Consider the following 726-nt stretch of genomic DNA (forward strand, 5'->3'; position numbering starts at 1 on the left):
GTGTAATAGTCATGTTATTAAGTTTTTCAGGGCACAAATCAACATCTATGTAATTATTTCTTGGGGAAGAACCGAAATAAACAGCATTAACATAAAGGTTGTGAAAATTATTGAAAGTATCCTTTGTATAGCCTTCCTTAGGTGCAGGGAAAGCCATTAAATTGAAACGGTATTCTTCTTGGAATGCCCAAACTTTACTCTTATGCTTTGCTATAGAGCTGGCACCCGAAATCGACATATTTACACTACCATCATCATTCCGTGTTATTTTTACCGCATCTTGGTAAATACCAGCTAGATCATCGGTGTACTCTACTTCTCCGCCAAAATCTGCATTCGTAATAAATTCAGGAAGAACAAAGCACTCGGGATTAAATATTTGTTCAATTGTTAAAGGTGACTCAACTTCCCCCTCAATTGTAATCGGTAGTGATGAATTGATTTCTAATTTCCTCATATGAAATGGTTTACCATCAAACGAAATCCTTACACCTCTCATGTTTCCAGTGTACATTTTCCATAAGGGAATACTTTCTACGTTATTTGTCGTCCAACAACTAACAAATATAAATGGTGCAATATTATATTCGCCAAAATTTTCAGATTCTTCAGTATCATCTACAGTCGTTAACCTAGAAAATCGAATTTTTTTAGAATTTAGAATTAAAGCTAAGTTTTCGATGGTCGTATAATGATGTAATTTCATATATTTCTAATTTACTTTCA

Annotated in this window: 1 protein-coding gene; it reads right to left on the bottom strand. The window is 33.6% G+C overall.

What is annotated here, in order from left to right:
* Window positions 1–706, bottom strand: a 706-nt coding sequence (locus tag K5Q99_RS21880) for a DUF2971 domain-containing protein (protein ID WP_220778129.1), incomplete at its 3' end; no start/stop codon positions are given.
* Between the last annotated feature and the right edge of the window lie 20 nt (window positions 707–726).

The organism is Shewanella hafniensis (genome assembly GCF_019655335.1).
In the GTDB taxonomy this organism is placed as follows: Bacteria; Pseudomonadota; Gammaproteobacteria; order Enterobacterales; family Shewanellaceae; genus Shewanella; species Shewanella hafniensis.